The sequence below is a fragment of the Microbacterium deminutum genome (assembly GCF_039530205.1).
GTDB classification, from domain to species: Bacteria; Actinomycetota; Actinomycetes; order Actinomycetales; family Microbacteriaceae; genus Microbacterium; species Microbacterium deminutum.
The window spans coordinates 174,968-192,053 of the sequence record NZ_BAAAOG010000002.1 but is presented as its reverse complement, the minus strand read 5'-3'; the positions used below and the strand labels follow the sequence as shown (position 1 = coordinate 192,053).

The following is a 17,086-nucleotide window of genomic DNA, read 5'->3' as shown; positions in this document are numbered from 1 at the left end:
TCTCAGAGTCGAACGACGCGCCGCGGGATCACCGCAATGACTCCGCGACCGCGCGCAGCGCGTCGGCCGACCGCAGGAACAGCTCGTGCTCGGAGGGCGCGAACTGCGTCTCGGGGATCGGCACCGCGCCTGCCGCGCTTACGATCGCCGGCACCGACAGGGCGACGCCGTCCACGCCGTGGAAGTCGTGCAGCACCGGCGACACCGGCATCACCGCATGCTCGTCGTTGAGGACAGCCTCGACGATCCGGGCGCTCGAGAGCCCGATGGCGTAGTTCGTCGCGCCCTTGCCCTGGATGACCTTGTAGGCGGCATCCCGCACATCGATGGCGATCTGATCCAGTTCGTCCTGCGTCATGCGGGGACTGTCGGCGGTCTCCCACTCCAGGATCGGCACCGTGCCGATCGAGGCCTTGGACCACAGCGGGAACTCGGTGTCGCCGTGCTCGCCGACGATGTAGGCGTGGACGCTGGATGTCGAGACCCCCGCGCGCTTCCCCAGCTTCCACCGAAGCCGCGAGGTGTCGAGCACCGTGCCCGAGGCGAACAGCCGCTCGGGCGGCAGCCCGGTGTCCTCCTGCGCGAGCACGGTGAGGACGTCGCACGGATTCGTCACGATCACGTAGATCGCGTTCGGCGCGACCTCGAGCAGCTGCGGCATCATCGTCTTGAGGATCCGGGCGTTGACGCCGGCGAGCTCGATGCGGGTCTGCCCGGGATTCTGCTTGGCTCCGGCCGTGATCACGACGACGTGCGAGCCCTCCACCACCGAGATGTCGCTGCCGCCCGTGATGTCGCTCGACCCTGTGAACTGCGTGCCGTGCGCGAGATCGAGCACCTCGGCCTCGACCTTGGCCGTCGCGATGTCGTAGAGGGCGACGTGTCTGGCGGACCCGCGGATCAGTGCCGCGTACGCCGTGCTGGAGCCGACGCTCCCTGCGCCGACGATGGTGAGCTTCGAGTTCTCGATGACAGCCATGGACTCAGCATGGCAGTGGCGGGATGCCGGGCGGAAGGCGCCCTGGCCGCCCGCCCGTCCGAGCGTTAGCCTGCGATGATGATCACCGAGCGCACCCGTGTCTGCATCGTCGGGGGCGGACCGGCGGGCGTCATGCTCGGGCTGCTGCTCGCCCGCGGCGGCATCGACGTGATAGTGCTCGAGAAGCACGCCGACTTCTTCCGAGACTTCCGCGGTGACACCGTGCATCCGTCGACGCTGAACGTCATCGACCAGCTCGGACTGCGCGCCGAGTTCGACGCGATCCCGCACGCCCCGCTGCACACGCTCGACGCCGTGATCGACGGCGTCCGCGTCCATGCCATCGACTTCGGCTCGCTGCCGGCTCCCAACCGGTTCGTCACGCTCATGCCGCAGTGGGATCTGCTCGACATGCTCGCCGGCGCCGCGCGGCGGCATCCGACGTTCCGGCTGCTCATGGGCGCCGACGTCACCGGCACGATCACCGAGGGCGGCCGGATCGTCGGCGTCGAGGCGCAGACGTCCGACGGAGCGCTGCGGGTCGAAGCCGACCTCACGATCGGCGCCGACGGGCGTGGATCGACCGTGCGCAACTCGCTCGGCCTCGTGGCCGTGGAGTACGGGGTGCCCATCGACGTGGCGTGGTTCCGAATCCCTCGACCGGTCGACCCGCTGCCCGACACCCTGATCTGGGGCTCGCCGACCGCGATGCTGGTGACGATCCCGCGACCCGGCTATCTGCAGTGCGGGATGCTGATCCCGAAAGGCTCATTCGACAGCATCCGCGCCGTCGGAATCGAGGGGTTCCGCGCCCGCATCGCCGCTGCGGCTCCGAGACTGGCCGGCGTCGCGCGGGAGCTCGCCTCGTTCGAGGACGTGAAGCTGCTGTCCGTGCAGATCGACAGGCTGCGCCGGTGGTGGCGTCCCGGCGCGCTGTGCATCGGCGATGCCGCGCACGCGATGTCGCCGATCTTCGGCGTCGGCATCAACTACGCGGTCCAGGATGCCGTCGCCGCTGCGAACCTGCTGATCCCTGTGCTGAACCACCCGGCCGCGCCACCGGCGGCGATCGACCGGGCGCTCGGCGCCCTGCAGCGCCGCCGCGCCCTGCCGACCGCCCTCATGCAGCGGATCCAGCGCATCGCGCACGGGGTGATCGGCTCAGGCGGCGGACTGCACCTGCTGCACAACCCGCCGACCCGGCGAGAGCGAATGGTGATGCGCGTGGCGATCCCGACCGCGCGCCCGATCCTGGCGCGGATCGTCGGCTACGGCTTCCGCCCCGAACGGATCCGGAGTGGCGCGAGGCCTTGAGCGGCCTCCGGTCGTTGAGCGAGCGAAGCGAGACGAAACGCCCGTGACGCCCAGCCCGGTCGTTGAGCGAGCGCAGCGAGACGAAACGCCCGTGACGCCCATCCGACGCGACATACTGGCACTCGGGCGCCCTCGGTTCGCCTTCGGGCTCCCGTCGCTACGGATTCGGAGGGCAGACCATGTGCCGCTGGCTCGCTTACACCGGAGAGCCCCTCCAGCCCTCCACCTTGATCCTCGACCCGGTCCACTCCGTCGTCGCGATGTCCTTGAACTCGCCGCTCGGCGCAGAACCCGTGAACGGCGATGGATTCGGGTTCGCCTGGTATCCCGAGGGTGCTGCTCACGGTGCGGCACCGTCGAGATTCCGCAGCATCGAGCCGGCGTGGCACGACGAAAATCTGCGCGAGATCAGCCGCGCCGTCCGCAGCCCGCTCTTCTTCACGCACGTGCGAGCTGCGGGTGGTCCTCCGATCCAGCAGACCAACTGCCACCCGTTCCGATACGAGAACTGGCTCTTCATGCACAACGGGGTGATCTCGCAGTTCGCGCAGACCAAGCGCGACCTCGCCTTGGCCGTGGATCCGTCCCTCTACCCGCACATCCGCGGAACCACCGACTCCGAGGTGCTGTTCCACCTCGCACTGACCATGGGGCTCGCCGATGATCCCATCAAGGCGGTGGGCGACGCGATCCGGATGATCGAATCCGTCGGCCACGCGGCGGGCGTGAAGTTCCCCATGCAGGGGACGATCGCGGCGTCGGATGGCGAGACGGTCTGGGCGTTCCGCTACTCGTCGCAGGGGCAGTCGCGGACGCTCTTCCACTCCGCCGACATCCCGACCCTGCGCGAGATGTACCCCGATGTCGAGCGCCTCGCGACCTTCGGCGATCACGCGCAGGTCGTCGTATCCGAGCCGCTCAACGACCTGCCAGGCGCGTTCCTCGAGGTGCCGGAGTCGACCGTCGCGGTGCTCGATCGCACCGGATATCACCACGAGCCGTTCCTGGATGCCGCCGCGTGAGCCATCCGCGCGGCGTCGGCGATCGGATGCCGCGATCCGACCCTCGGCCAGCCGATCGCCCCTAGCCTGAAAAGTGCGGCCGGATGGCGGCATCCGGTCACGACCTCGAAACGGAGCTCTCGCCCATGGAATTCGGACTTCACATCGCGGACTTCACGTGGAGCAGCGGGCAGCGAGAGCTCGGGCCGGCGCTCGCGCGGCACGTCCGCAATGCCGAGGCGTCCGGCATCCAGCGCATCACCGTGATGGACCATTTCTGGCAGCTGCCCGGCATCGGACCCGTCGAGCACGAGATGCTCGAGGCGTACGCGACGCTCGGATTCATCGTCGCGAACACCGAGAAGGCGCTGCTGCACACCCTCGTCACGGGCGTGATCTACCGCGAGCCGGCGCTCCTCGCGAAGCAGGTCACGACTCTGGACGTGCTGTCAGGAGGGCGCGTCGGACTGGGCATCGGCGCCGCCTGGAACGAGCAGGAGTCTCTCGGGCTCGGCTTCGACTTTCCGCCGGTCGCCGAGAGATTCCGCAAGCTCGAGGAGACGATCCAGATCTGCCTGCAGATGTGGTCCGAGGAGGATGAGCCGTACGCGGGCGCGATCTATCAGCTCGAGCGGGCGTTGAATTCGCCGCAGAGCATCGCGCGACCGCATCCGTACCTCATGATCGGCGGCGGTGGTGAGAAGAAGACGCTGCGCCTGGTGGCGCAGTACGCGGATGCCTGCAACCTCGGCGTTCGCGACGAGCTACCGACCCACAAGCTGGACGTGCTGCGATCGCACTGTGAGGACGTCGACCGCGACTACGACGAGATCGAGAAGACGGCGATGATCGGCGTGAACCCGGAGTCGACATCGTCGTCGATCGCTTCGACGGTCTCCGACCTCGCCAAACTGGGGTTCACCGCGACCTACGTGTTCTCGGTGGGCATCGACGAGCCATCGCGCGTGGTGGAGCTGATCGCCGACGTCGCGGATCAAGTCGGCTGACGGATGCCGTGGGTTCGGCCGACTCGGAGTCGGCGGTACGGGTGGTTGAGCGAGCGCGCCCCCTGGGCAGCTCGGAGTGTGCTCGATTCGCGACTGCGTGCAACGTGACGTAAACTCTTCGGCGGTGACGTGTCCGAGCGGCCGAAGGTGCAACTCTCGAAAAGTTGTGTAGGGTAACCCCCTACCGTGGGTTCAAATCCCACCGTCACCGCCATTTTGGGCCGGATCGACTTCCTTTTCAGGCGGTTTCGATCCGCCTCATTCCTTTTGAATCCGCTTCAGTCCATCTCAGATGTGGGCACGGCCGTGGTCAGGCGTTTTCTCACGCCGGCGGTCGCGCTCCGGCGATCGGGGTCTGGCGGAACGAGCGGGATTCAGACGAGTTGAGAACGATCGGCGCAGACGTCGCACAGGCGCCCGCGGGGCCCGTGCCCACAGTTTGCCCACAAGACCTCGTGTGGGGTGATTACCCACGGCAGATCGCGCCTCGACAGGTTCGAACATCCGGACTTCGGAAGTCCGGATCAGCCGTGGGCATTCGCCCCAACGGTAGGGCTGATCTCAGATAGCTGACTCGAAGCGTCGCGCATCAGAGTAGGCTCCTCACCTCTCTTCGTCTGCGCGCTGAGACAGTTGCGCCTCGACGGCCCTGTGGACGTTGCCGTGGAGGTGGTCGGTACCGATCCGATTGATGATGCCCTGGGCCTTCAGCACGGCGAGGACTTGTGGCTTGATTCGCGCCAGCCGCAGCGTGACGGCCTCCGCTTCGGTCAGGTCGACAAGCTCGGTGAGTTTCGCCGCGCCCTGCGAGTCGACGAAGGCGACGCCCTCCAGATCGATCACCAGTGCGGTGGGGGGCGGGTCGCCCGAGATGACTTCGCGGATCCGCTCATCGAATGCCTCGACGTTGGCGAAGAACAGGCCGCCGTCCAGACGTATCACGACGATGCCGGGGATGGTCTCATCGGCAGGATTGAGGTCAATGTCGCGGAACACCTGGGTGCCCGGCTCACGGCCGAGCAGAGGCATGGCGGGCCGTGTTGAGACGTAGATCAGCCACCCGAGCGACAGTGCGACACCGATGACGATCCCAAAGAGCACACCCGCCGAGAGCACACCCACCACGGCCGCGACAGCGATCCAGAAGTCGAACCTGGACACGCGCCGCAACCGGGAAAACTCCTTGAGGTCGATCATCCCGAACACGACGGCGTCGATGATGATTGCTCCCAGCACGGCCTTCGGCAACTCCGAGAAGAGAGGCGCGAGGAACAGCAGTGTCAGGATCACCAGCGCGCCCGTGGTGAGCGACGCCACGGGCGTGCGCGCACCGGCGGACTCGTTCAGTGAACTGGCAGACAGACTCGTCGAGACCGGCATCCCCTGGATGAGACCGGCGCCGACGTTGGCCATCCCCTGGGCGACCGCCTCCTGGTTTGCATCGATGCGGTAATGGTGTCGGGTCGCGAAGGATCGGGCGTCGCCTGCCGTCTGTGAGAACCCGATCAGCAGCAGCGCCAGGGACGCGATCACGATCTCAGGAACGTTCGGCAGCAGAATGTCGAGGCTCGGCAGCTGCGGCGCGGGCAGCCCGCTCGGCACCGCACCGACCAGCGCCACGCCCCGCGCGCCGAGGTCGAGTAGGGAGGAGGCGACGAGGCCGCCGACAACCAGCACCAGCGCGCCAGGCACCTTCGGCGCCCAGAATCGCAGCGCGACGATCACCGCGAGGGCCGCCGCGCCGATCACTAGCGTCGGGAGGTGGATGGCGTTTAGCCCGATGATCCACGAGACAAACTCCCGCCAGACGTTTTCGCCCTCGCTCGTGGTGCCGGTCAACTTGGGCAGCTCGCCAACGACCACGTCGACCGCGGCCCCGGCCAGGAACCCGGTGACCACGGCCTTCGAGAGGAACTGGGCGATCCATCCCATTCGGAAAAGCGCCAGAAGCAGCAACAGGATGCCGGTCACCAGCGTGATGGCCGCCACGAGATGCGCCGCATCCCCGCCGGTGACACCGGTCACGATGACGGCACCCCCCGCGACAGTCGACAGGGCCGAGCTCGGGCCGGTGGAGATCTGACGTGACGTGCAGAACAGCGCGTAGATGATCGCGCCGGCCGCCGCAGCGTACAGGCCGTTCTGAACCGGGACGCCCGCGATCTCGGCATACCCGAGGTTCTTCGGCACGATCATCGCCACGACGGCGACGCCTGCGATGACGTCCGCGCGCAGCCATCGCGCTTCATACCGGGGCAACCAGTGCAGGATCGGAAGGAACCCGCTGGAGCTGCTCGTCGCCTCTGTCCGCACAGTTGCCTCCGACCATCGCCGCGTCCGGTAGGAGCCCAGCAAGGTTGACACGCGCTTCGCTGGCACCGTGGACCGGTGTTGCCGAGATCACCCTGACGGCATGATACGTCGCAGAAGAACAGGCCATAGCCTCCCGCCGGAAACGAATATCCACCCAGCGGATGCGCGGGCGAACAGCGTGCAGCGGGACCGAAGGCGGAACTTTGAGAAGCCCTGCCGCTTCCGATCGAGGATGCCGGGGGATGCCGCGCAGATCGAACCACCGACCCAGTCGATCCATGGGCTCGGTACCGCTCCCAGGGTGCCGCGGGCATCGTGATGTCACCGGTGCGACTGCACCTCATGGGTGGCCGTGGCCGAGATCATTCGCTTCGGGTGATGGTCCGAGGTGGCGGAGGGATAGCGTGCCGCGACCTCACCGCGGCCGCGCCTATTTCGCCGCCGAGATCCGACCTTTTTGCGACCGCAGTTCGGTTCGTGATCGGAGATCACTCATGAAGATCGGCGCATCGACGATGCGGCCCGCGATGGCGGTAGCAACTGCGTTCATGGCGGTCGCATTGGCGGGGTGCGGGGAGGGTGTCAGCGCTGTCGATCGGGCGAGGCTCAGGTGAGCGCTGAGGAGAAGGCGGTGACGCAGGCCCAGGCCGCCCTGACCGCTGCGTCGGCGGCCTTCTGCGAATCGAGCAAGGCCTACATCCTGGCCCTGGACCAGTACGGAGACATCCTCACATCCTCGACGACACGGCCCCGACGGTCGGCGATGTCAGGGCGGCGGGCGCCGACCTCGCCGATCCGAGCGCCGCCGCACTCGACAGCGCCGCGGCCGCCGCCGAAGCGCAGCAGACGCTCGTCGCTGCCGAACAGGAGCGCGTGGACGCGGAGGCGGATCTGCGGCGAGCCGCGGCGGGCTCCACCGATGTGCCCGCGGAATGCGAGGTCGAGTCGACGTCCGCCGCGCCGCTCGCGCCGGCAGCATCGGTGGATCGGGTCACGCAGGCGGAGTCGGAGTTCGCCGACGCGCAGAGCTCGATCAGCGACGAGACGCCGTTGGCCGACGGTGCGGAGCAGTTCAACAGTGCCCCGGTTGCCCTCGAGATGGCATCACTGAGACTGTTCGCCGACGCGGGATGCCTGCCCGACGACCAGAAGCACAGGCCCAGGCGGCTGTGGCCACTTACACGACAGCTCTGCAGCAGGATCTCGCCACCGCGGGGTACTACTCCGATTCCGTCGACGGAACGGGACGGCGACCCTCGCCGCGGTCGAAGAGCCGCAGAAGAGGAACGCAGCCAGTAACGGGCACCGCGGACAAGGCGACCGCCGAAGCACTGCAGGCCGAGCTGCTCGCACTAGGCCGCGCCGCCGCACAGATTTCCGTGGCCACGGCGGCGGCAGTGCAGCAGACACTCATACTCGCGGGCTTCTGGGACGGCCCCGCGGACGGCCCCTGGACGCTGCCCTGACCGAAGCGCTCCACCGTTCCAGATCCGGCTCGGCGTCGAGCCGACGGGAACGGTGGATGCCGGGACGATCCTTGAGCGGGAGAAGGCGATCGCCGAACTCCAGCAAGCGCAATCGCCCTCAGAGCCATCGCCGATTCCGACGACATCCGAGGGGTGATGACTCGGACGCCCGGGTTGTCACCCGACCCGGATGATGGGCGAACCCCCCGATCGCCTCTTCACTATCGGCGGTGGGAATCTGCCCCGCCGTAGGTCGGGATCGCAACTCCGTTGACTGTCCGCAATGCGTGATCCGACCAATTCAAATGAGGGCCCGGTCCGACCTCAAATATCGGGATCGGATCGCCGCACTGATCACCGCTGGCTGGGTGGAGGGCGTGTCCGTCGATCACACGTTCGCCGACGCTCGGCCGTGTCGTCTGCCATTGCGGACGAAGCGCGCCGACGGCCACGACAGCGTGTGAGTGCGGTCAGAACAGAGGTGCCCCCAGCGGCTGGTCCGTGTCGAAGCCAGGGAGGATCGCGAACGAGGCCGTCGCGGTCGGGGAGACGTACATCATGAGGTCGTCGATGTCGTCGAGCCGGAGCTGGGTGCGTGCGAATGTCTGCACGTCGTTCTGATAAGAGATGAATAGGTGCCCGTGGTCGGCGGCGGAGGCGCGGTAGCCGTAGCTGCGCCGGAGCATGAGCGCGCTGCCGGTGAAGGACGGGTGTGCCGCGCGTGCGTGCGCGTGCGCGGGCACCAGCAGTTCGCCTGCGGCGGTTTTCGCGCCCAGGTCGATGTGGTCGTCGCGGGTGCCGCCGGACAAGGGCGAGCCGTCCGATTGGTGGCGTCCGATGATCTGGTCTCGGCTGCGCTTCGGCAACTCCCGGAAGGCCGCGATGTCGAGCTGGAATCGGCGGATGACGCAGATCGTGCCCCCGGCGAGCGGGCCATTGCGGATCCAGACGTTGCTATCCAACTGTTCGGGAGTGTGGGGTCGGATGATGCCGTCCAGGTAGCCGAGTGGGTTGCGGGCGACGCCGTCGGCTGCCCGTCCACGGAATCCGAGCTCCGACCATTTCGGCGTGAAGCCGTCGATCGCCGCCGTGAGTTCGGCCTGTATGGGCTCGAGGATCATGGGGTCGTCGGCGTTGACACTGAGCAGGATGTCGCCGCCGCGCCGTGCCGAGGGCAGCTTGTCGTCGCCGCGGAAGACTGGGAGCGCGACGGCGTCGGCGACGCCGGGTTGGCTGGTGCGGGCGAGCATCGCCGAGCCGAGGCCGACTGTGATGGTCAGGTTCCCCGGGCCGTCCGGGGTGATGTCCTGTACAGGGTCATCCGGGTTTGTCAGCCGGGCAATCGCGATTCCTAGTGCATGTAGTGAGGACTGCAGGTCGACGGAAGTCAGTGTGCCGACACTGACGAGGCAATGCCGCTGTGGCACGGCGGGGCGCGATATCCCTGCCTGGTGGTCACCGGCGGCGGCGACGGTCGGCTCGGCGGATGCTGGTCCATCCGTGGTTCTCGATCCGACCGCGTAGCCAGCTACGCCGGCTGCGCCAACAGCGAGAGCGCCGGCGCCTGTGCTGAACAGCAGGGTGCGGCGCGAGATCTCGTGGGAGTCCGGTTGATGTGCAGTCATTGCGCCCCCTCGGGGAGGGCAAGCGCGGGTCCCGCACCGTCTGGCATGTCGGCGGTGGTCCAGTCGTCTCCCAACCGAACCTCGGCACGCCTCATCAGCCCCGTGTCGTCAACCCACAGACGCAACGATGAGGTCTCGGCCGTGATGGGCGCGGAACTCGCATCCGAAGGCTTGTCCGTCGGCGGTGCGGCGAAGACCGAGACGGGGGTGCTGTCCACGGTGTCGTCGCGCAGCCACAGGGCGCCGGTCTGCTGTACGAGGAGCGGGTTGTCGGGGCGATCGCTGCCGAGCGAACTGAGCACGGCGAGCATCGCGTCCAAACGCGACGTAGTCGGATCGAGTGGGCGGGAATGCCAGTCGGCATCGGCTGCGGGCATCGGCAGGATCGGGTTCCCGTTGTGGTCCGGTGTCTGCGGGATGATTCCAACGGTGCTGTCGCTCCAGACCATGGCTTGCGGGTGGAATGCGCCGGTGACGGCGGCGTATCCCACGTGGGCGACGTAGTCGATCCAGCCGGTGACCGTCAGCTGGGCGCCTTGCTGGGTGAGGGTCGTCGAGAACGGCCGCGTCCCGGCGTCGTAGTTGTTGAAGCGTGTCACGGCGAGCAATTGCGCCTCTTCTGTCGTGACCGGCCTGGCGCTGGCATCGGGTGTGCTCGAGGTCGGGTTTGGGGTGCAGGCCGACAACACCAACACGATGGCGATTGAGAGGGCCGCGGAGCCGAACCGTTGCGCGTGACTCATCTGCTGCCGGCTCGATCCGCTAGGAAGTCGTCTGCGGGTACATCGACGGCCTCCAAGTCGGGCATGGTTATGGTCTTCGGGAGTGTCGTTCGTTCTGTCGGGTTCGCGAGATTCGGCTGCGGGGCGGGTGGCGCGACGTCGCGGAAGCTGCTTCCGATGGGCGCGTCTGGGCCGGCCACGGCATCCGTCGCGGATTGCGCGGCGTGGCTACCGTCGCATCCGGCGGTCAACTCGGCGGCCAGAGCTGCTGGCGCGGTCGAGGGGGAGTCTTCGGCACAGTTCGAGGTGGCTGGGGTGCGGGCGGCCGAGACGTTGCCCAGGTCCACGCCGTTGGCGGCGTACACGTTGGCGGTGAAGCGGTTCCCGGTGGCCGGCAGGTCCTCCGTGTTTGTCAGGATCACGCCCGCGCGGGCATTGCCCGAGATGCGATTGCGTTCGAAGATGTTGGCCTCACCGCCGCTGATGCCGACTCCCGTCGCGAAGCCCCCTTCCGCCTGTGAGGGGGAATCTGCTGCATCGTTGTCGCTGATCAGGTTGCCGACGACCTGGTTGGCGTGCTGTGGGGTGAACGCTTCTTGATAGCTGGACAGCAGCGTGAGTCCTACGCGATTCCTGGAGAAGCGGTTGCCGGTGATGACGACGGAGTCGCTGGCGTTGGCGTTCTCGAACCCGACGGCGTTGCGCTCGGCGACGTTTCCGGCGACGAGTACGTCGCAGTTGCGGCACTGGCCGACGTAGATGCCGCTGTCTGCAGAACCCGACGCGTAGGAGTCGCGGATGACGCCGTGCTGCGCGTTGAACGCGTAGATGCCGTACAGGCCGTTGTTGTACGCGGTGACATGGTCGATGAGGAACCTCTGCAGCGGTGGAAATGCCTCCGGATCCCACGGGGTGTATCCGTCAGCGGTCGGCGCGGAAGGTCCGTTCTTGTCGTGCAGTCCGGTGAACAGCACCCCGTAGAAGGTGGCACCGGTGACCGTCAGATTCTCGACCGTCACGCCGTCGGCGATGCTCACGATGCCGTAGGGGCGGATACCGCCGCCGTCGATCACGGTCGCGTTGCGGTCTTCGCCGCGCACCGTGACGTCCGGGGTGTTGATCTGCAGCTCGTCGTCATAGGTACCTGGGGCGATGAGGATGGTGCCGCCCGGCGCGACCTGTTCGGCGGCCTCACTGAGGGTGGACGCGTCCTGTGGGACGCGCACCAACAGCCCGTCGTTCGACGGTGCTGCGCAGGCGGTCCCGCTGGCAAGCACGGCGACGAGGGCGGCGGCGGCCAGCAACCTGCGGAGGGTGTGCACGCCTTCAGGGTAGATGACCCCCGGATGGGCCCGGAGCCCGTCTGCTAGCCTGTCGCTGACTGAGTGAATCCTGTGTGCAACATATGAATCTGCAGAAAATCCTCACCCAGTCGGCCTCTGCGTGTTGGAAAGCAATGCTGAACCGAACCTGATCGGGGCGAGATGAAGCGTCCTGCGACCAGTCCTCGCCGGCCTTTGCGTGCCCGCGTCGCCGCCGCGGTGACCTGCGCGACGCTGCTGCTGAGCGGTGCGATCGCCGGTGCTGCCCCGGCGGCGCAGGCAGCAGGATCGACCACCGGCTCGGTGACCGGTGTGGTGTTCCAGGATCTGTCGAGCGAAGGCTGGTTCACGTCAGGCTCGGCGGCCACCGGTGTTCCCCGAAGCCGCCCCGTGGAGGGGATCACCGCCACCGCGTACGACGCCGACGGGGACATGGTGGGCTCCGCGCTCAGCGGCGCGGACGGAACATATTCTCTGCCCGTCGCGGGGGCATTCTCCGCGGACCTGCGGATCGAGTTCTCCGGCTGGCCAGACCAATACGAGCCCGCGTTCGCCGCCCAAGGCGCCGAACCACCGTCCGTGCTCGGAGCTAACGACACCAGCGTGCAATTCGTCGCCCTCGACGGCGCCGGCGAGGCAACCGGAGTCGACTTCGGTCTCGTCATCCCGGATCAGGTGGTGCAGACCAACGCCCCGATCGCCACCGCCATCCAGTACGCGGGCCTGCGCACTTCCACCGCCGCCGGCATGGCGTCGGTGGTCGCTCAGCCGTGGTCGCTGATCGGATCCTCCGACGCGGCGAACTGGCCACCTCCGGCTCGGCAGACCCTCGCCACCTACGGCCAGGTGGGTTCCACCTGGGGCTTGACCTACAACCGCATCACCAACGCGATGATCATCGGATCGGTGTTCAAGCGCATGTCCGACCTGGGCAGCCTCGGACTGGGCGGAATCTACCGGGTGGACGACGTGCTGGCGCCCGACGGGTCCATCACCGCCGGCACGACGGCGCAGCCCTGGTTCAGCGTCCAAGGACTCCCCGTGTCGGGCGGCGGCACCATCGATCTCGGGCAGAGCCTGATACCGGCAGACCGCGGCTTGGGTGCCCCTGCCGACCCGGCCCGGGACATCTCCGCGTTCCAGTACGCCGCACGCGTCGGGATGGGAGGGATCGCCACCTCCCTGGACGGGGAGACGCTGTTCGTCACTGACCTGAACGACCGACAGATCTATGCGATCAACGTCACCGACCCCACGCAGACTCCGTCCCAGGCGTTCCGGGTAGCGACGCCGGTCGGGACCACGCAGCAGCTGTGGGCCCTCACCGAGTACAGCGATCGCCTCTACATGGGGTTCGTCGATACGGGGGTCGCGCCCGGAGTGGCCGCGGCCGACGCGAACATGCAGGCGTACGTGGTGTCGGTTCCCACCGCCCTTGCCCGGAGCGGGCTGAACTCGGGCGTCATCGGGGCCGGCCCGGCGGACTGGCGGCTGGAGCTGCAGACAAGCCTCGGCTACGCCAAGGGATCCAACATGCAGCAGTGGCCGGGTTGGGACAGCGTGAACAACCGGCCCGTCAACTGCAGCCCGGGCTCACAACCTCCCACGTGCGCGGAAGAGCAGTACCCGCAGCTCAAGCGGTGGAACAGCTGGGCCGACGAATGGCGGTGGGCCGGTGGATCGGTGGGCATCGCCACCAGCTGGAGTGCGACCCTGGTCGCCCTCGAGGCGAGGGCGACGGAGCCTGGGCACACACAGGCGTACCCCCAGCCGATCTTGAGCGGGCTGGCCTTCGATATCGACGGGTACCTGAACATCGGGTTCGCCGATCGTACCCAGTTGCAGAGCGGCAACCGAAACGTTGGTGCGTACACGACGCCGGACCTGCCGAACCAGGCGCTCAACGCCCTCTGGGAGACTGTCGCGAACGGCGACACCCTGGTCGCAGCGCCCGCGTCGCTGGGTCTTCCGGTCGGCGACGGTTGCCCCACCGTGGTGACGGGGAGGTTCGCGCTGGAGTGCAACGGCAAGGTCGGCCAACGCGACGTGCGCACGACGACCTCCACGCAGGTCGCCGTCGGGACGAACCCGGATGGCACACCCATCTACCAGACCGTGAATCAGGCCCTCACCTACAACAATGTCGAGGGCCCGAGGACGGGCGAGTTCCTCAACGACCGCCGCGGGCTCGGCACGCAGGGCATTCACAACGACAACACCCTCGGCTCGGTGGTGACCTATCCGGGAGTGGACGAGGTCGCGTCCACCGCCACGGACCCGCTCGACGGCATCTACCGATCCGGGCTGATGTGGTTCGACCAGCGCAACGGCGCGGCAACCCGCGGATTCGACGAGGTGCGTGGCACAAATGATGCCGGCTCTCCGGCGTTCCAGAAGGGCGGCGGCCTCGGCGCCGTCTCGCTCCTCGGAGTCGGCGCCCCGGTCGAGATCGGCAACCGCGTATGGCTCGACGCGGACCTCAACGGCCGGCAGGACTCCGACGAACCAGCCATCAACGGTGCACCCGTGCAACTGTGGACGGACGACGGAACCGGTTCGCCCGCCTGTCTGATTGGTGCCACCACGACGGCGACCATCGACGGACAGCCGGGAACCTACTACTTCCGCTCCGACGACCCGGCCCTGCAGAACGTGCCGTGTGCCGGGCGGGGCCCCGTCTCCTTCACCCAGAATGCCGACTACATCGTGGTCTTCCCCCCGGGGACCGGCGCGGTGGCGCTGCAGGGACCGAACGCCGCTCACGAGGGCTTCGTCGGTCTCACCTGGGGCGACCTGGTCCGCACCACCCAGGCGGTCCGCATCGCGCCGACCGCGACCAACGGCGGCACCACGGAGGTGAACGACTCCAACCCGGATCTCGCGACCGGCGAAGCGCGGGTGACCGTAGGCGGCCCCGCCCAGAACGATCACACCATTGACGCCGGCTGGTATGGCATCGCCCCCTACGAGGTGCTGAAGACTGTGACCGGTCCTGCACCGCCCAACGCGACCTACACCGTGGTGGTGGGGAGCGCCGTCAACTTCCGCGGACAGGATCGCCTCGGTCAGTCCGGGCAAGATCCCGGCGGCCGGGACCCGCAAGTGACGGCGACCAGTTTCGACCTCACGCCCGGCGTGCCCGCCGCGTCCGGTCAAGACCTGCCCTACGGGTACACCCTGACCTTCTCCGAAAACGAAGCGCTGCCGGACGGCGCGATCACCTTCACGCCGTCGGTGCCGAACTCGTCACCCCCGCAGGGCCGCCTCGTGGTCGCACCCACGACCGACGGAACGGTGACCCTCGACGTCGAGAACAGCTACGGATCGGTGCAGGTGAGCAAGACGCTCGCCGGTGATGCGGAGGCGATCGACGCGGTCGCCGACCTGGAATTCACGGTGACGTGGACCTCGGATCAGCCCGATCTCGTCGGCGGGGCGACCTCCGGGTCGTTCCCGGTGCCGGGCGATGGCACCCCGGTGCCGGAACCTGCGCTGACATTCCCGACCGGGACCGTCGTGCAGCTGACCGAGGTGCCGCCCACCGACCTGCCCCCCGGGGTGGACTGGTCCGGTCTCACGTGGACTCCCGCACCGAACGTGACGGTCAGCGCGGATGGACTCACCGCCACCGTCACCGTCGCCGGCGGTGCCGCTCAGTTGACAACGGCCGCGCTGACCAACACCTTCACGAACGCGCTCGGCAGCTTCACGGTGTCCAAGCAGGTCGAGGGTGACTTCGCTCTCGACGACCCCGCGTTCGACGATGTCTCGATACCGATCAACTACTCGTACACCGACCTGGCCACGGGCGAGCAGGTCACCGGAGCGTTGACCCTCGACCGGGCGAACGGCTTCACGGCGAACGGCCCGACGCTGCCCGAGGGCACCGTCGTGACCGTCGAAGAGGGCACCCCGACGGGTGGTCCGCCCGATCTCGAATGGGGAGCAGCGGCCTGGACCGTCGACGGGGTGGCGACCGACGCCCCGGTGTCACTCACGATCGGCGCTGACACCACTGCCGAGCTTGTCGTGACGAACCAGGTATCGCAGTTGGTCGGGACGTTCGCGGTCATCAAGGACTTCAGCGGCGACTTCACAGCTGACGACCCCGCACTCGCCGATGTCGTCATCACCATCCATTGGGACGGCGGGGGCCTGAACGGCGATCTTGAACTGACCCAGGCGGAAGGCTGGACGGCGTCGCCGACGGACGCCGACGGCAACGCCATCACGTTCCCGCTGGGAACAGTCGTCACGGTCACCGAGACCGGGCGCACCGGCGGTCCGCCCGACCTCGTATGGGGCAACGCCGACTGGGGATCCAACGCCAATCCCGCCGACCCCACGCAAGGTTTGGTGACGATCACTAGCGATGTCACTCCCACGCCGGTGACGCTGACCAACGACACGACGCAGCTGCTGGGCACGTTCAGCGTCGCGAAGCATGTGACGGGAGACTTCGATCTCGAATCACCCGAGCTGGCGGCCGCTCAGTTCACCATCCACGCGACATGGGACGGCGGGTCGACCGAGATCGTGCTGAACCAGGCGAACGGCTGGGCGAGCGGCCTCGGACGGGACCTGCCGACCGGCACCGTCGTGACACTGTCGGAGATCCAGATCAGCGGCGCCGGGCCCAGCGTGGACTGGGGAGTCGACGCCGCCTGGTCGGGTGAGGGCATCACGGTCAACCCCGACGGCACCGCATCCATCACCATCGGCGACGGCACGAACCCCGAGATCACCGTGACGAACACCGCGACCGAGCTGCTCGGCACGTTCTCCATCCACAAGCGGATCACCGGCTCCGAAGCCGACACTCTGCCCGCGGACTTCTCATTCACCGTCACCTACACCTATGACGGCCTCGCCGAGCCGGGCGTCCTCGTCGTCCACAAGGATGAAACGGTGACCTCGCCCCCGATCCCCGTGGGAACCGTCGTCACGATTTCCGAGGTCGTGCCATCAGGGACGCTGCCCGCCGGCGGCAGCTGGGGCACCCCGGTTTTCGTCCTGCCGGACGGGTCGAGCACCGCCGAGAGCACAACCATCACGATCGCGGAAGATCAGGTCGCCGCCGTCGAGCTGCAGAACCCGACCCTCCCGCCCCTGCCAGCGACCGGTGGCGGGGGAGCATCCTGGGCAATCCTCGTCATAGCCACGCTGCTGCTGCTCGGTGGTGGGAGCCTGTTCGTCGTCGCGCGCCGTCGCCGCACGCACACGGAGTGAGAATGCGGGATGGCCGAGTTGTCTTGCGAGGCACTCTCACGGGTGGATGACCAGGGATGCCCCGACCTAATCTGCACTCGCGCGCGCCACAGGCGCGCACCCAGCACC

Annotated in this window: 10 protein-coding genes and 1 tRNA gene; 6 read left to right on the top strand and 5 right to left on the bottom strand. The window is 67.8% G+C overall.

Features of this window, described 5'->3' with window-relative positions; translation table 11 throughout:
• Positions 1-28: 28 nt before the first annotated feature.
• A complete protein-coding gene (locus ABD212_RS07165) occupies positions 29-979 on the bottom strand; it encodes an L-lactate dehydrogenase (protein ID WP_344092824.1) in 951 nt (316 codons plus the stop codon).
• A 78-nt stretch (positions 980-1,057) separates the two neighbouring features.
• On the opposite strand from ABD212_RS07165, the gene ABD212_RS07160 reads away from it, so the two are divergent.
• The 4 genes from ABD212_RS07160 (at position 1,058) to ABD212_RS07145 (ending at position 4,515) form a co-directional block, all read left to right on the top strand.
• Positions 1,058-2,293 (top strand): FAD-dependent oxidoreductase, encoded by a 1,236-nt coding sequence (locus ABD212_RS07160; protein WP_344092822.1) that lies wholly within the window; start codon positions 1,058-1,060, stop codon positions 2,291-2,293.
• A 179-nt stretch (positions 2,294-2,472) separates the two neighbouring features.
• Entirely contained in the window at positions 2,473-3,315 is an 843-nt protein-coding gene (locus ABD212_RS07155) for a class II glutamine amidotransferase (protein ID WP_344092820.1), read from the top strand.
• Positions 3,316-3,398: 83 nt separating this feature from the next.
• Positions 3,399-4,301, top strand: a complete 903-nt coding sequence (locus ABD212_RS07150; RefSeq protein ID WP_344092817.1) for an LLM class F420-dependent oxidoreductase — start codon at positions 3,399-3,401, stop codon at positions 4,299-4,301.
• Positions 4,302-4,424: 123 nt separating this feature from the next.
• Positions 4,425-4,515, top strand: a tRNA-Ser gene (locus tag ABD212_RS07145).
• 389 nt (positions 4,516-4,904) lie between these two features.
• Here the strand turns inward: ABD212_RS07145 and ABD212_RS07140 are convergent.
• Complete coding sequence (locus ABD212_RS07140; RefSeq protein ID WP_344092815.1) at positions 4,905-6,614, bottom strand: SulP family inorganic anion transporter; 1,710 nt, start codon at positions 6,612-6,614, stop codon at positions 4,905-4,907.
• 1,169 nt (positions 6,615-7,783) lie between these two features.
• On the opposite strand from ABD212_RS07140, the gene ABD212_RS07135 reads away from it, so the two are divergent.
• A complete protein-coding gene (locus ABD212_RS07135; protein WP_344092812.1) occupies positions 7,784-8,080 on the top strand; it encodes a hypothetical protein in 297 nt (98 codons plus the stop codon).
• Between the two features lie 470 nt (positions 8,081-8,550).
• Here the strand turns inward: ABD212_RS07135 and ABD212_RS07130 are convergent, their stop codons facing one another.
• The 3 genes from ABD212_RS07130 to ABD212_RS07120 all read right to left on the bottom strand — a co-directional run bounded on the left by ABD212_RS07130 (position 8,551) and on the right by ABD212_RS07120 (position 11,749).
• Positions 8,551-9,705 (bottom strand): Dyp-type peroxidase, encoded by a 1,155-nt coding sequence (locus ABD212_RS07130; RefSeq protein ID WP_344092809.1) that lies wholly within the window; start codon positions 9,703-9,705, stop codon positions 8,551-8,553.
• A complete protein-coding gene (locus ABD212_RS07125; protein ID WP_344092807.1) occupies positions 9,702-10,304 on the bottom strand; it encodes a hypothetical protein in 603 nt (200 codons plus the stop codon). The genes ABD212_RS07130 and ABD212_RS07125 overlap by 4 nt, the downstream gene beginning before the upstream one ends.
• Positions 10,305-10,444: 140 nt before the next feature.
• Complete coding sequence (locus tag ABD212_RS07120) at positions 10,445-11,749, bottom strand: right-handed parallel beta-helix repeat-containing protein (RefSeq protein WP_344092804.1); 1,305 nt, start codon at positions 11,747-11,749, stop codon at positions 10,445-10,447.
• Positions 11,750-11,911: 162 nt separating this feature from the next.
• On the opposite strand from ABD212_RS07120, the gene ABD212_RS07115 reads away from it, so the two are divergent.
• Positions 11,912-16,978 carry a DUF5979 domain-containing protein gene (locus ABD212_RS07115; RefSeq protein ID WP_344092801.1) on the top strand — a complete coding sequence of 1,689 codons (5,067 nt, stop codon included), beginning with the start codon at positions 11,912-11,914 and terminating at the stop codon, positions 16,976-16,978.
• Positions 16,979-17,086 lie beyond the last annotated feature (108 nt).

Excerpts from the sequence above, each read along its gene's own strand:
- ABD212_RS07155 (WP_344092820.1), top strand. The coding sequence starts at position 2,473 with ATGTGCCGCTGGCTCGCTTACACCGGAGAGCCCCTCCAGCCCTCCACC.
- ABD212_RS07160 (WP_344092822.1), top strand. The coding sequence starts at position 1,058 with ATGATCACCGAGCGCACCCGTGTCTGCATCGTCGGGGGCGGACCGGCG.
- ABD212_RS07150 (WP_344092817.1), top strand. The coding sequence starts at position 3,399 with ATGGCGGCATCCGGTCACGACCTCGAAACGGAGCTCTCGCCCATGGAA.
- ABD212_RS07130 (WP_344092809.1), bottom strand. The coding sequence starts at position 9,705 with ATGACTGCACATCAACCGGACTCCCACGAGATCTCGCGCCGCACCCTG.
- ABD212_RS07115 (WP_344092801.1), top strand. The coding sequence starts at position 11,912 with ATGAAGCGTCCTGCGACCAGTCCTCGCCGGCCTTTGCGTGCCCGCGTC.
- ABD212_RS07165 (WP_344092824.1), bottom strand. The coding sequence starts at position 979 with ATGGCTGTCATCGAGAACTCGAAGCTCACCATCGTCGGCGCAGGGAGC.